The sequence below is a fragment of the Propionivibrio sp. genome (assembly GCF_049316945.1).
Lineage (GTDB): Bacteria > Pseudomonadota > Gammaproteobacteria > Burkholderiales > Rhodocyclaceae > Propionivibrio.
This window is the reverse complement of record NZ_JBMOJE010000002.1, coordinates 41,017-55,065: the sequence shown is the minus strand read 5'-3', so window position 1 is coordinate 55,065 and position 14,049 is coordinate 41,017. Positions and strand designations below refer to the sequence as shown.

Below are 14,049 nucleotides of genomic sequence, written 5' to 3'. Positions count from 1 at the left end.
CCAGCATGTCGGAGAGTCGCGCCATGAAACGCCACACCCAAGAGTCTGCCCGTCCGCTTTTCGTCTTCAAGCCCACCCTCGCCAGCCTGGCGGTTGCGGCTTGTTTCGCCCATTCCGGCATCGTCCTGGCCAACCCGACCGGGGCACAAATCGCCGCCGGTAGTGCCCAGATCAACAGCACCGGCCAAACCCTCTCGGTCACCAATACGCCGGGAACCATCATCAACTGGCAACAGTTCAACATTGGCGCCAGCGAGACCACGCGCTTCGTTCAGCAGTCGGCCAATTCGGCCATCCTGAACCGGGTCGTCGGCGGCGACATGAGCCGTATCTACGGCACCTTGCAATCGAACGGCCAGGTCTACCTGATCAACCAGAGCGGCATCCTGTTTGGCCCCAATTCGATCATCGATGTCAACAAACTGGTGGCCTCCACCCTCAACCTGAGCGATACCGACTTCCTCGCCAAGCGCTTCTCCTTTGCCGGCGGCGGTTTCGGTCCCCTGCTCAATCAGGGCCGGATTTCGACCCCGCTCGGCGGCAACGTCTACCTGATCGGTACCGACGTGCGCAACGAAGGCGTCATCACCACACCCCAAGGCCAGGTCGTCCTGGCGGCGGGCAATAGCGTCAGCCTTTCCGATTCGGCTGGCCCGGAGTTGAGCGTGACGCTCAGCGCCAACGGCAACCGCGCGGTCAACCTCGGCACCATTACCGCCGCCGGCGGCCAGATCAACATGTTCGGCGCGCTCATCGATCAACACGGCCTGCTCAGCGCCGATAGCGCCAGCGTCGACGCGCAGGGCCGCATCATCCTCAAGGCCAGCGACAGCACCGTTGTTTCCGGCACGATCAGCGCGACCAACAGCGCCGGCAAGGGTGGCGAGATACAGGTGCTCGGCAACAACGTAACCCTGACCAGCAGCGCCAGCCTCGATGCCTCCGGCACCAGCGGTGGCGGCAGCGTGCTCGTCGGTGGCGACTGGCAAGGCCGCAACGCCAGCGTCCAGAATGCAAGCAATACCACCATGCAGGCCGGTGCGCTCATCAAGGCCGATGCCACCGGCAACAGCGATGGCGGCAAGGTCGTGCTGTGGGCCAATGATACGACCGACTTCAAGGGCAGCATCTTTGCCCGTGGCGGCCCCCAGGGCGGCAACGGCGGGCAGGTGGAAACCTCGGGGCATAATCAGTTGCAGCTTGGGGGTACGGTGAATACCCTGGCGCCACAGGGAACAAGCGGCTCTTGGCTGCTTGACCCGGCCAAAGTTTGTATCCTGCCGAATGGCGTTACAACCTGCAGCGGGGGTTCAGATCCCATGGTTTATATGGCCACCGTGATGACGCCAACAATGCTTGATTATGCATTGTCATCGAATGGAAGCTTGACGATTCAGGCAACCGATTATTTGGCCTTCATGCCGAATGGCGGCACCTACACCGTCGGTGGCTATATGGCCGTACCCAGCGGCGGAGTGCTCAACATACAGGCCCCTTATGTCTATAGCAACGGGACGTTTGATGCTCGCACCAACAACGTCAATATCAAATTTTGGATCGATGCCCTTGGTTCGAGTTCAACGTTTTCTTCCAGCTCAGCGACGGTTGAAATGGATTCGGGCAGCAAATTTCTCTTGCCAGGATCGGGGCAGCCGATTCCGGGAAATAATTTCGATTGGTATAACGGCTCTGACTTTCGTATCGACGCGCAGAGCGGCATCATTGCCCGATCCGGCGCGTTGATTGATGTCGGCAACCCGGCGAACAATTCCGGTGCCGTTCTGCTGCATGCCCAATACGCGCAGAATTTTGGTGGCACGGTCAAGGCCGGGCTTGTCGCATTTGAGGTTGATTACTTCAGCGGAACCCCGGTAAACATTGACGCATGGGAGTTGGCGCTCTCACCCCGGAGTTTTTCGTCTGTGCTTCTGGGCGCGACTTCGGCTAACTGTCCGTCAGGTAGTTTCTGCTTTAACGATATGGCACAGTTCTTTACCGGTTCCTGGAAGCAAACAACCATATCGGCCTGGGGTTCTTCGACTGGAACCTCTGACGTCCTGGAAGTGGTGGGACCCTTCAATCCGCGTGCCCCAAACCTCACCATCGAAGCTTCGGGAAATGTCTTCATCAGAAGCCCGCTCACCGTCGCAGGCTGGCTGGATATCTATTCTAGCTACAGCAACGTATACGTCAACAGTCCGGTGGAAGCCAGTTATGTCTCGATAGGGACCGATCAATCCGGCTATATCAAGCTCAATAGCACCGTCACCGGTACCGGTGCACTGGCACCGCGCAATACGCCGGGAGATAATAGCAATTACAACCCGACCGCAATCGATCCGACGGTCATTTTCGGCCTGGGCGATAGCACGGGTTACACTGGTCTGATCGGGCAGTTCAAGAATGTGTATGGCCCGAATGCGGTAAATGCCGGCAACGGCAAGCCTTGGTGGATCATGGTCCCGGAGGGAGCGCTGTTTGACGTCAGCGGCCTGGCCGGCTATGAATATACCTTTTACTCGGACATCAATGCGTTGAAGGCGGCTGGGTACTTAAAGAATTCAATTTGGAACAGAAACGAAAACACCTCGTTTTATGTAATCGGTTCCTTGCCACCCACACCCACACCCACACCCACACCCACACCCATCATCCGCGTCGAAGATCCGTGTGTCCTGAACCCGGCCATCTGCGCCCCGATCGCCGACCCCACCGCCACTAACCCCAACAGCATCCAGGCCACGGTCGGCCCCGTCAATCCGGCACTGGACGCTCCGCTGAGCATTGCCGCCACACTCACCGGCGATGATCGCTACGTTGTTCGCAGCGATACGGCGGCAGAGAAAACCATCACCGCCCAGTTAAATACCTCGGACAAGGCTAAAAAAACCGACCAGGAAAAAACCGGCGTAGAAGTCCGTGAAGAAGCCAAACAGGCGGTGAGCGATGCCGGCAAAGCCGAAATGGAAGCCAAGCAAGCCGAAAAAGAAGCCCTCCAGGCCGAGGCGGAAGCCAATACGGCGAAGACCCCGCAGCAGCGCGAAAACGCCCAGCGCCGCGCCGAAGCCAAGCGTGCCGAAGCCGACGTGAAGAAAGCCCAGGCCGAAGCCAAGCGTGCCGAAGCCGAAAGCCGCGACGCCCTCGCCGACACCAAGCAGGTGGTTGCCGAGACCGGGGCCGGGACCGGAACCGGAACCGTCGCTAGCGTTCGCCGTAGCGAGGCCGAAACACGCCTGGCGCGCGCCGAAATCAAGCGTGCCGACGCCGATGCCAAGCGTGCCGATGCAGAAGCCCGTCAGGCCTCCAGCGAAGCCAAATCCGCCAGGACGCCCGAGCAGAAGGAAATCGCCCAGAAGACCGCCGAAGCCAGGCGCGTCGAAGCCGATGCCAAACGCACCGAGTCTCAAGCGCGCAAGATAGATGCCGAAGCCCGGCAGGCCGAAGCCGAAGTCAAGGCCGCGCCAACTCCGCAAGCCCGCGCCGTCGCCGAGAAACGTGCCGAAAGCAAGCGCACCGAAGCCGATGTCAAGACATCCGAAGCCCGGAGCAAGCAAGCCACGGCCGAAGGCAAACAAGCCGAAGTCAAGGGCAAGCAAGCGGATTCCCGCGCCAGACAAGCCGAAGCGGATGCCAAACAGGCCGAAGCGGAAGTGCGCAGCGCCAAGTCCCCGGAACAAAAGCTCGCCGCCACGCTCAAGGCCGAATCCAGGAAAACCGAAGCCCAGGCCCACAAAGCCGAAAGCGACGCCCGCAAGACAGAAGCCGAAGGCAAGCAGGTCGAAGCCCAGGCGCGCAAGGCCGAAGGCGATGCCCGGAAGTCCGAAGGCGAAGCCAGGCAAGCCAAAACGCCCGAGCAGAAGGTAGCCGCCGAGAAACGCGCCGAAAGCAAGCGCAGCGAAGCCGATGTCAAGAAGACCGAGGCCGAGGCCAAGCTGATCGAAGCCGAAGGCAAACAAGCCAAGGCTGAAGGCAAGTACGCCGAAGCCGAAGCCAAGACCATGCGTTCGCCGGGTGGCCGTGCCGTGAGCGAGAAACGTGCTGACGCCAGGAAGGCCGAAGGCGAGCAAAAGCAGGCGGAGGCTGAGGTGAAGCAGGCCGAGGCCGGCGAAAAGAAAGCACGTTCCGAAGAACAACAGGCGCGCAGCGAAGCCAGCAGCGCAAAGAATAACCAGAAGAAGGCCGAAGCCGAGAAGAGAGCCGAGGGCAAGAAGGCCGAAGCCGAGTCACGGAAAGCGGAAGGCGAAAAGAAGAAAGTCGAAGCGGAGCAGAAGAAGGTCGTCGCCGACAAAAAGGCCGAAGAACATCGTGTCGCTGAAACCCGGCGTGGTGAAGAACGCCGCAGCGAATCGGCCAAGGCCTTCGGCAGGGTAACTACCGCTGGCGCCTCGCGTGAAAGCCTGGAAGCGCTCGTTAGTCTGCGTCATGAACTGAAGACCGAAGCTTTCAAGCCGGCACTCAACATTCTCGAGCGCAACCCGCTGGCCGCCAATCTGCCGTCGTGCGCCGGTTCGGCGATTGTCTGTGTGCCGGACGGTATGCCGGGCGCCATCACCTTGCCGCCGCCGCTGATGCCGACGGCTTCCTTCCTGCCGCAAATCCAGCGCAAGGTGGCCCTGCTGGTCGGGATCAACAACTACAGCGATCCGGCCATTCCTGCGCTTGATACCGCGCAGCCGGACGCCAAGGCCGTCGCTCAGCAACTTCAGGACCAACTGGGTTATGAAGTGCGCGTGCTGCCCGATGCCAGCCGCGCCGATATCGTTACCAGCCTGAACCGGCTGGCGCGTGAAGTCGGCCCGGACGACAGCGTTACGATTTACTACGCTGGACACGGCTATTTGAACGAGAAGAGCAATACCGGCTACTGGATTCCGGCGGACGCGAAGATTTCAAGTCCGGATCAATGGATTTCGAATAACGACATCGCCAAGTTGCTGACCAATATCCCGGCCAAGCAGATAATGCTGGTTTCGGATTCCTGTTACTCCGGCTCGCTGACCAAGGAGCAGTGGATATCGGGTGCGGGGCAGTCCGATCCGGCCAAAATCCTGGCCAAGCGCTCGGTAACGGTCATGTCGTCGGGCGGTGAAGAGCCGGTTTCCGATGAAGGCAAGGATGGGCACTCGATCTTTGCGTACAGCTTCATGAACGCATTGAAGTCGATCAAGGATGTCGAGCCCGCCGGCACGGTGTTTGAATCGGTGAAGACTGAAGTACGCCGCGAATTCCCGCAAGTGCCGCAATATGGTGGCGCGGTTTCGGCCGGTCACACGACCGGTGGCGACTATCTCTTCGAGGCGCGCTCGTTCAAGTAGCGTTGGGATTGCGGTGGCCATTATCCGACAGGCAGCGTCGTACTAGCCGGGTAATTGGCCACCGGGGCCTTCGTCGGAGACCCTCCAGGGCGACGGTGCAGGCCAGGATGCTGGCCACGGTTGTCTGAGAGAAGCTTTTATCGGGATGGAGGGAGTTGCTGTGCTGCACAGCAACTCCCTCTTTTTTGATCAGTTATTGTGAATTGGAACTGCCGACCCCGGATGGTTCACCCGGTGGTAAATCTTGTCACCTGCCGGATGAGTCAGCCAAGGGCGCAAGGCTGAAACCCGCATGTATAAACGATCTACAACCTATTATCCTGAAGAGTGGCGTTTTTATTGGCTCTTCATGGCATGTGCTTGCTGAACGCCTATTGGCGAGGCTTTCAGAGCATATCCAATATCTGCAGCATGCCGGCTTGCTTCCGTGGCACAAGTCATCGGGTCTGTGCACTCCCGATTCCGGGGCATGGGCCGCGAAGCCTCGTCGTTGATCCTGGAAAGCGCTGTTGACCGCGACAAACTGACCGCAAAGCCAGGTTTGACGCGTGCTTGGCCCTCACCCCAACCCTCTCCCGCGGGGAGAGGGGGTTTTGCACCCTTCTCCCCGCGGGAGAAGGGCCGGGGATGAGGGCTTGCGACATTGGCACACATCCAACTGCGGTTTTAAGGATGATTGCAGGCTAGCGCTGCGTCGTTTCGGCTTTGATTGCGAGCCAGGTGCCCGCCTGCAACTCAAGCAGATACTCCTCTTGCGATTCGAATCTGAAGCGTTTTCCAGCCTGTATCCCCTGTTCGATTACCACCGACTTCACCTTGAGACGGGTGCATTCCGCTGTCGCTTCGGGATTCGCCAGTCCGGCGTCGAGCGAGAGGCGGCGGTGCTTGTAGTCCTTCAGTGTCTTCATGGCAGCGAGCGTACTCTGCACCATCTCCTGACGCCCGAAAACTACAGTCGACGTACTGCCGTCTTTCAGGATCACGACGGCCCGAACCTCAACATCGGGAGCAAACATCGCTACGATTGCATCCGCATCGCCCTTGGCGATGCCGCGATCCAGCCGGTCTAGCCACTGCTTGGCGACTGTTTTCGGAACACATACAGCAGCCCCTTTGGCTGACGCAGACTTTCGCTTTTTCTCCAGTTGCTGGAGTGCAGTTTCGTCGGCAGTCTGCGAGTAGAGGTCAAGTTCCGCGTCGAACTCACCGGGCACGTAAAAGTCTGGCACCTTGTCCAGCAGGGCCGGCAGCAACAGGGTCAGCAAAGCACGCTCCTTGACACGAACCAGGCGAACGAAGCCGACCCGGCCGGCATCGATGTCGAGACTCTGGCCGTTGACGTCCAGCGTCGTCCCGCCTCGATTCACCTTATCGTAAGTCCCCGGCTTGTTTGTGGCTGCCGCCAACATGTCGGGAGATAGCACGTAAGGCTCGTGGTCGGTGCCACGAATGCCGATGGTGGCCGATGGCGTGACAACGCGGTGCCCGGCCTGATTCGTGCGGCCAATCCAGCCGGTAATAATGCGCAGCGATCCGGTCAGGATGCGCAGGGTCAAGCTGTCGTTGGCGTCGCCTTGCGCGGCAAAGCGCTCGGCAACAAACTCGGCTCCGGGACGGACGGCGACGATTCCGGCGTCGTCGGTCTTCAGCACGGCTTCTGCGGAGGACGTGGCGTGCACGCGCTCACCGACGAATACCGGATCACCTTCTCGCAACTGCCGGTCCTTCCCGGTAACACCGCCGGAGGCCAAGACTTCCCCCCGAATGCGCCAGACCGCTGCAAAGCGCTTCCCCGTTTCCGGGTTTGCTGCCTTCGTTTCTGCTGCGACAGCATACCCGCCAGGAAGCGTGGCGCCGGTAAGCAACAACAGGCCGGCAACGGCTGAAAAACAGATTGTTCTAGAGCGACTCAGGGAGAATTTCATGTGGCAACCTCGGGATTAACAGGGATCAAGTGACGTTTCCAGCGACTATTGAAGCATACTCATTTCAAGGCAGGAGGGAAATCAATTCCGGTTGCTGATTCGACCCGTTTGAACGGCGGATTGAAGTTGACAGAGGTCGATCAAAATTTTGTTGTTCTCTCAAGCCCTGTCAATTGTGATTTTCGTTGCACTGTGGCCCTTAAATCAAAGGAATTGAACTGCACGATTCCAACGACCGCTTTCGGGTGAATACGCTGGATCAATGGCTGCTTCTATGGGGACTTGTTTGTCAAGCCGTTTTGATTACGTCATCCATTGACCAGAGTTCATGGCCCCCTGATCAGTGCATGCACGGTGGTTGATGCCCGCGGTGGCAGGCGGCTTGTCAAGGCCGGCCGAAGGCCGCCCGAAGGGCTTGGCCTTGACGAGACGATCGCAACCGCCGACGCTGACGGAGGGTTTGCTGGTCGAGTATTTTCGGCCAGCAAGCCTGACGACAGAGGGCGACTCGCTCCCTTCCCGCCGGCGGGAAGGGCAGGCGGATGGGTGGCTGTCGAGTTCAGCCATGGTCTGACGCGGTTACATCCGGATCCAAGGTCGGGGTATGACATGAGTTTGAGCCAGTGCTCGAACGAACTTCTATCCGTGCAGGGTGTACTCACCCTGCACCTAATGCAGCATGCGCGCGAAGCGCGCTGGCAAACGGGCTATGCTGACGTTGTTCTTGAATGCGCTTGGATGGATGCCTGACCCGCTCCGCGGTAACGACCGACCGGCTGTAATGGCCGTTTTATTTTGTCTGTAATTTGCGGGTGGTTTCCATGTGCTGCACGGCTATGTTACGAATGCTGGCGTGACTGTCACGAAACACAGCGGCTGAATTTTCAGCTGATGCTTGAATATCGTACGAACGATAAAAACTTACTCAAATTGAGGTGGTTCTATTTCGTGACAGTCACAGAATGCCGGACTACTTGCCGCGTTCCCTGATTGCTATCTGACCCCGGCCTGTGGCGTGTATCCATGAGAGGAAGTTGCCGATGAACTTGCCTTGTGCTTTGGCCGCTTCATGTTCGACCAGAAAATCAGCGTAGTCCTGGTTGAGTTTCTTCTGTTTGTCTGTGTTCATTGCTGGTTTTTCTTTGACTGTGATTTGTGGGCGCTTTCCCCTGCGCTGTTAGCCCGGTGTTAGCCCGGTCTAAAAAAGAAAAAGGCTCACATCGCTGTAAGCCTTGGTATCACTGGTGGAGACAGACAGGATCGAACTGTCGACCTTCTGATTGCGAACCAGACGCTCTCCCAACTGAGCTATGCCCCCGAAAACGGAAATTCTACGCGGCGCGAAATGACGCGTCAATCATGTGGCTACGGCGCATCCAGTAAGAGCAAGTAAATACAGCCTATTTCCTTGCTGGGCGATCAAGGCATCAGAACTTGGGCGGCAATCCACTCTGATGAAATTAAACAATTAAAAGAAAAAAGGCTTGCATCAATGCAAGCCAATTTATTGTTTTTCTTGGATGCGGATTACTTCTTTTTCTTGCCCTGAGCAGCAGCAACAGTTGCCTTGAAGGTGGCGCCGGCTGAGAACTTCGGCACGGTCGTCGCGGCGATCTTGATTTTTTCACCCGTCTTCGGGTTCTTGCCTTCACGAGCAGCACGAGCGGCAGCTTTGAAGGTGCCGAAACCAACGAGGCTCACGCCATCTCCGTTGGCAACAGCCTCTACGATTGTTTCGATTACTGCATCCAGCGCTTTGCCGGAAGCAACCTTGGACAGTTCGGTACGAGCAGCGATTGCGTCGATAAATTCGGACTTGTTCATAGTATCCCCTGTTAATTGTTGAGAGCCGTACTGACACTCTGCCGCGATTCTTGCACTTCATGCGCCCGCTGGGAAGGGGGGTAAGCCTTGTATTTGTAAAGAAAATGAGAATTTTGTTGTTTTTTTGGGTGTTTGCCTGATGCAGGCAGTCGCTGAGCGCTTATTTACTGCGCGTCAGCAGGAGTTTCAGGAAACGACCAGTGTGGCTCCCTGCCGCTCTGCCTATGACTTTAGGCGTACCTGCAGCAAGAATTCGACCGCCGCCATCACCGCCCTCCGGACCAAGGTCGACGATCCAGTCGGCTGTTCTGATCACATCCAGATTGTGCTCGATGACGACCACAGTGTTGCCGTGATCGGCCAGGCGATGGAGTACCGTGAGCAACATTTCGATATCCTGGAAGTGCAGACCGGTAGTTGGTTCGTCGAGAATGTACAGCGTTCTTCCGGTGTCGCGTTTCGAGAGTTCAAGCGCCAGCTTCACACGCTGGGCCTCGCCGCCGGAGAGGGTGGTTGCGGCCTGGCCGAGCGTAATGTAGGAAAGGCCGACATCGACCAGCGTTTGCAGTTTGCGTGCGATGACCGGCACGGCATCGAAAAATTCACGCGCCAGTTCGACGGTCATCAGCAGGATTTCGTGGATGTTCTTGCCCTTGTAATGCACTTCCAGTGTTTCACGGTTGTAGCGTTTGCCGTGGCAGACGTCGCAGGTGACGTAGATGTCGGGCAGAAAGTGCATCTCGACCTTGATTACTCCGTCGCCCTGGCAGGCCTCGCAGCGCCCGCCCTTGACGTTGAACGAGAAGCGGCCGGGGCTGTAGCCGCGCGAACGCGATTCCGGCACCCCGGCGAACAGTTCGCGGATCGGCGTCAGCAAGCCAGTGTAGGTGGCTGGATTGGAACGGGGAGTGCGACCGATCGGTGACTGGTCGACATTGATTACCTTGTCGAAATGATCGAGGCCGATGATTTCGTCGTGTTCGGCGGGTTCTGCTGTCGAGCCATAGAGGTGTCTTGCGGCGGCGGCATAGAGCGTGTCGTTGATCAGTGTTGATTTACCGGAGCCGGAAACCCCAGTAATGCAGGTGAGCAAACCGACCGGCAGTTCCAGTGTGACGTTCTTGAGATTGTTGCCGCGCGCACCGGTCAGCTTCAACTGGCGTGCCGGGTCGGGCTGGCGCGGCTTGCCGGGTGCCTGGATACGACGGCGGCCGGAAAGATAGTCGCCGGTCATTGACGCCGGGTTGGCGGCCACTTGTTCCGGGGTGCCTTCGGCGACGATAAAGCCACCGTGTACGCCTGCTCCAGGGCCGATGTCGACGACGTAATCGGCGCTACGGATGGCATCTTCGTCGTGCTCGACGACGATCACTGTGTTGCCGATGTCACGCAGTTGCTTGAGGGTTTCCAGCAGCCGGCTGTTGTCCCGCTGATGCAGGCCGATGGACGGTTCGTCGAGAACGTACATCACACCGGTCAGCCCGGAGCCTATCTGCGAGGCCAGACGGATGCGTTGTGCTTCGCCGCCGGAGAGTGTTTCAGCCGAGCGGTCGAGCGAGAGGTAGTCGAGACCGACGTTGATCAGGAACTGCAGGCGGCTGGTGATTTCCTTGAGGATTTTTTCGGCGACCTGTGCCTTGTTACCCACCAGTTGCAGTGCCAGGAAATGGTCGCGCGCCAGGCCGAGTGGCAGGCGACTGATTTCATGCAGGGTAAGCGCGCCTGCATTCGCTCCGATGCGTACGTTACGCGCCTCTTCACGAAGGCGGGCGCCCTCACAGCCTGGACAGATTTTGTTGCTGATCAGCTTGGCGAGTTCCTCGCGCACGGCCACCGAGTCGGTTTCCTTGTAGCGGCGTTCAAAGTTGCAAACGATGCCTTCGAAGCTGTGCTCACTGATGGTGCTCTTGCCGCGCTCGTTGAGGTAGTTGAAGGGGATCGTGTCGCGCCCTGAGCCATACAGCAAAATTTTCCGGATATTTTCCGGGAGGTTGGCGAACGGCATTTCGACGTCGAAACCATAGTGAGTAGCAAGGGAGGTCAGCAACTGGAAGTAAAACTGATTGCGCCGATCCCAGCCGCGAATGGCCCCTGCAGCCAGCGAAATTTCAGGTCGGGCAACAATGCGTTTGGGGTCGAAGAACTGGATGACGCCGAGACCGTCGCAGGTCGGGCAGGCCCCCATCGGGTTGTTGAACGAAAAAATTCGTGGTTCAAGTTCCTGCAGGGAGTAGGAGCACACCGGGCAGGAGAATTTGGCCGAGAAGAGGTATTCCTTCTGCGAATCCATCTCATAGGCGATGGCGCGCCCATCGGCGTGACGCAGGGCAGTTTCAAACGACTCGGCCAGACGCTGGCGCATGTCGTTGCGCACCTTGAGGCGGTCAACGACCACATCAACCGTATGCTTCTGCGTTTTGGCCAGTTTGGGCAACGCGTCGATTTCGTAAATCGCCCCGTCAACACGCAAACGAGCGAAGCCCTGTGCGCGCAGTTCGGCAAAGAGTTCCAGTTGCTCGCCCTTGCGGTTGGCAACCACCGGAGCCAAAATCATCAGCCGGGTTTCGGCGGGGAGAGCCAGCACGTGATCGACCATCTGCGATACGGTCTGTGAATCCAGCGGTAGCTGATGCTCAGGGCAATAGGGCGTGCCGGCGCGGGCAAAAAGCAGGCGCAGGTAATCGTGGATTTCGGTAACCGTGCCGACCGTCGAACGCGGGTTGTGGCTTGTCGCCTTCTGCTCGATCGAGATGGCCGGCGACAGCCCCTCGATCAGATCGACATCCGGCTTGTCCATGCGTTGCAGGAATTGACGGGCATAAGCCGACAAGGATTCGACATAGCGCCGCTGGCCTTCGGCGTAAAGCGTGTCAAAAGCGAGCGAGGATTTGCCGGAGCCGGAAAGTCCGGTAATTACGATCAACCGGTTGCGCGGCAGATCAAGATTTATGTTTTTCAGATTGTGCGTGCGCGCGCCACGAATCCTGATTTCTCGTAGTTCATCCATTGGGGAGCAGTGCCTGAGGGGTGGAGCAAACCTGTTAATATACGCAATTCCGACCGCTCAAACCAATCCTTGTTCCTCCTTGTTCCTATTTCGCTCTGATTTCCGGTGTCGCCCCGATGTTATCTCCCACCAATGATTCGATGACATCTGCCGAGCGTCGTGCCGGTGCCGGGTTGGCCTCGATTTTTGCATTGCGCATGCTGGGGTTGTTCCTGATCCTGCCGGTCTTCTCAATTTACGCCAAGGAATTGCCTTCAGGCAACGACATGGCGCTGGTTGGCCTGGCTCTCGGTGCTTACGGGCTGACCCAGACTTTCCTGCAGATCGCCTATGGTGCCGCTTCGGATCGTTTCGGGCGCAAGCCGGTGATTGTTTTCGGCCTTGTGCTTTTCGCTGTTGGCAGCTTTGTAGCTGCCATGTCGCATGATATTTACGGCATCATCGGCGGGCGCGTTCTGCAGGGTGCTGGCGCCATTTCTGCCGCAGTGACCGCGCTGGCTGCCGATCTCACCCGCGAGCAACATCTGACCAAGGTGATGGCGATGATCGGCTCTTCCATCGGTCTGGTTTTTGCCCTGTCGATGGTCGGCGCGCCACTGCTCTACGCCACTATCGGCATGCCCGGCATCTTCGCTCTGACCGGAGTTCTTTCGCTGCTGGCAATTTTCGTCGTGCTCAAGGTTGTTCCGGCAGCACCTGCCATTCCCCGACAGCCTGGCTGGCCCAGTTTTGTCGAGGTACTTGTCCATCCCCAGTTGCTGCGCATGAATTTCGGGGTTTTTACCTTGCACCTGATACAGACGGCGATGTGGATACTGGTGCCTTCGGCGCTGGTCAGCAGCGCTGGTCTGCCCGTTGCCGAACACTGGAAGGTCTATCTGCCGGCCGTATTGCTGTCTTTTGTGGTGATGGTTCCGGCCATTATTGCCGCTGAAAAACACGGAAAGATGAAACTTGTATTCAATGCAGCAATTGTGCTGTTGCTTGTTGTTCAAGCAGGCTTCGGTTTCTTTGGTTCTGGAGCTTATGCCTTGTTCTTCTGGTTGCTACTTTTCTTTGTCGCCTTCAACGTTTTGGAAGCGACCCAACCTTCGCTGATTTCTCGCATTGCCCCGGCGCACGCCAAAGGAGCAGCTTTGGGGATATACAACACGACTCAGTCTCTCGGTCTTTTTCTGGGTGGCACCCTCGGCGGAGTGCTGGTCAAATTCTCGGGCCCGGCCGCCGTGTGGCTGGTCAGCGCTACGCTGGCGCTCGTCTGGCTAGGGTTTGCGATGAGCATGACCATGCCGACTCCGCGCGCCCGGCAGCCCTCCGTATAAATATTCTATAATCCGCGTTTCGAACACACTTCATGGAGGCAACATGGCATCGGTCAATAAAGTGATTCTCGTCGGCAATCTGGGAGCCGATCCGGAAACCCGCTACATGCCTAATGGCGACGCCGTTGCGAATATTCGCCTGGCCACCACGGAATCGTGGAAAGACAAGGCATCCGGCGAGAAAAAGGAACTCACCGAGTGGCATCGAGTTGTCTTCTATCGCAAACTTGCGGAAATCGTTGGGCAATACCTTAAAAAAGGTTCGGCAGTCTATGTCGAAGGCCGCATCCGCACCCGCAAGTGGCAGGACAAAGAGGGTCAGGAACGTTACACGACTGAAATCGAAGCCAACGAAATGCAGATGCTCGGCGGCCGTCAAAACACCGCATCATCCTCTGGTGGCGAGGCAGAATACGGCGGCAGCATGCCTACCTCGGGAGCCTCGGCAGCACCACGCGCGGCACCAGCCAAAAAGGTTCCAAGTTTTGAAGATATGGATGATGACATACCGTTCTGAGGATTACGTTTTCTACGAAATGTAGAAATAACAAAAAAAGCCCGCATTTGCGGGCTTTTTGCATTGTCGACGTGGAAAAACTGTTGATTGAATTATGGCCGTTGGCTTTGCGCAAGCGCGAGAATCAGTCGATCAGAAT

The 14,049-nt window shown here is 57.9% G+C and carries 8 protein-coding genes and 1 tRNA gene; 3 read left to right on the top strand and 6 right to left on the bottom strand.

Annotation, left to right across the window (positions count from 1 at the left end):
• Window positions 1-23: 23 nt before the first annotated feature.
• A complete protein-coding gene (locus tag ACOYNV_RS00860; protein ID WP_422897839.1) occupies window positions 24-5,315 on the top strand; it encodes a caspase family protein in 5,292 nt (1,763 codons plus the stop codon).
• Window positions 5,316-5,998: 683 nt separating this feature from the next.
• Here the strand turns inward: ACOYNV_RS00860 and ACOYNV_RS00855 are convergent.
• From ACOYNV_RS00855 to uvrA, 6 genes are all read right to left on the bottom strand, one after another.
• The gene (locus ACOYNV_RS00855) at window positions 5,999-7,240 is read right to left on the bottom strand and encodes a hypothetical protein (protein WP_422897838.1); all 1,242 of its coding nucleotides are present in this window, start codon (window positions 7,238-7,240) and stop codon (window positions 5,999-6,001) included.
• 303 nt (window positions 7,241-7,543) lie between these two features.
• Window positions 7,544-7,807, bottom strand: coding sequence for a hypothetical protein (locus ACOYNV_RS00850; RefSeq protein WP_422897837.1), 264 nt, complete (start codon window positions 7,805-7,807; stop codon window positions 7,544-7,546).
• 403 nt (window positions 7,808-8,210) lie between these two features.
• Window positions 8,211-8,369 (bottom strand): hypothetical protein, encoded by a 159-nt coding sequence (locus ACOYNV_RS00845; RefSeq protein ID WP_422897836.1) that lies wholly within the window; start codon window positions 8,367-8,369, stop codon window positions 8,211-8,213.
• Between the two features lie 113 nt (window positions 8,370-8,482).
• Window positions 8,483-8,558: transfer RNA gene (locus ACOYNV_RS00840), tRNA-Ala, on the bottom strand.
• Window positions 8,559-8,767: 209 nt separating this feature from the next.
• The gene (locus ACOYNV_RS00835) at window positions 8,768-9,064 is read right to left on the bottom strand and encodes an HU family DNA-binding protein (protein WP_422897835.1); all 297 of its coding nucleotides are present in this window, start codon (window positions 9,062-9,064) and stop codon (window positions 8,768-8,770) included.
• 160 nt (window positions 9,065-9,224) lie between these two features.
• Window positions 9,225-12,071, bottom strand: a complete 2,847-nt coding sequence (gene uvrA, locus ACOYNV_RS00830; protein ID WP_422897834.1) for an excinuclease ABC subunit UvrA — start codon at window positions 12,069-12,071, stop codon at window positions 9,225-9,227.
• 116 nt (window positions 12,072-12,187) lie between these two features.
• Here uvrA and ACOYNV_RS00825 point away from each other — a divergent pair, with 116 nt between their 5' ends.
• Window positions 12,188-13,393: an MFS transporter gene (locus tag ACOYNV_RS00825; protein WP_422897833.1), complete on the top strand. Its 1,206-nt coding sequence runs from the start codon at window positions 12,188-12,190 to the stop codon at window positions 13,391-13,393.
• Between the two features lie 43 nt (window positions 13,394-13,436).
• Entirely contained in the window at window positions 13,437-13,910 is a 474-nt protein-coding gene (ssb, locus tag ACOYNV_RS00820; protein ID WP_422897832.1) for a single-stranded DNA-binding protein, read from the top strand.
• The last annotated feature ends 139 nt before the right edge of the window (window positions 13,911-14,049 follow it).